At 69.2% G+C, this 234-nt stretch carries 1 protein-coding gene; it reads right to left on the bottom strand.

What is annotated here, in order from left to right:
* Nucleotides 1–5: 5 nt before the first annotated feature.
* Nucleotides 6–234, bottom strand: a 229-nt coding sequence (locus R0J87_RS24875; RefSeq protein WP_498889703.1) for a hypothetical protein, incomplete at its 5' end; no start/stop codon positions are given.

A 234-nucleotide genomic window follows, 5' to 3' on the forward strand; every position in this document is an offset into this window, starting at 1 on the left:
GCGGTTTACCCGCACATCGGGACCGACGCGGGCGTGCTGGGCATGGCGCCCTCCGCCTGGGCCTCGCGACGGACGTCTTCGAACACCGCGATGAGCGTTTCAACCATGCGCTCGCGGATCTGGTCCCGCCGATCGGCCACGGCGGCGTCGCCGGTTTCGTAAACCAGGTCGTGCTCGCACACCACGCGGCGGATCGTGGGCTCGAGGTCGGCCACCTGCTTGTCGCTCTGATCG

The organism is Halomonas sp. SIMBA_159, from assembly GCF_046536035.1.
GTDB classification, from domain to species: Bacteria; Pseudomonadota; Gammaproteobacteria; order Pseudomonadales; family Halomonadaceae; genus Vreelandella; species Vreelandella venusta_A.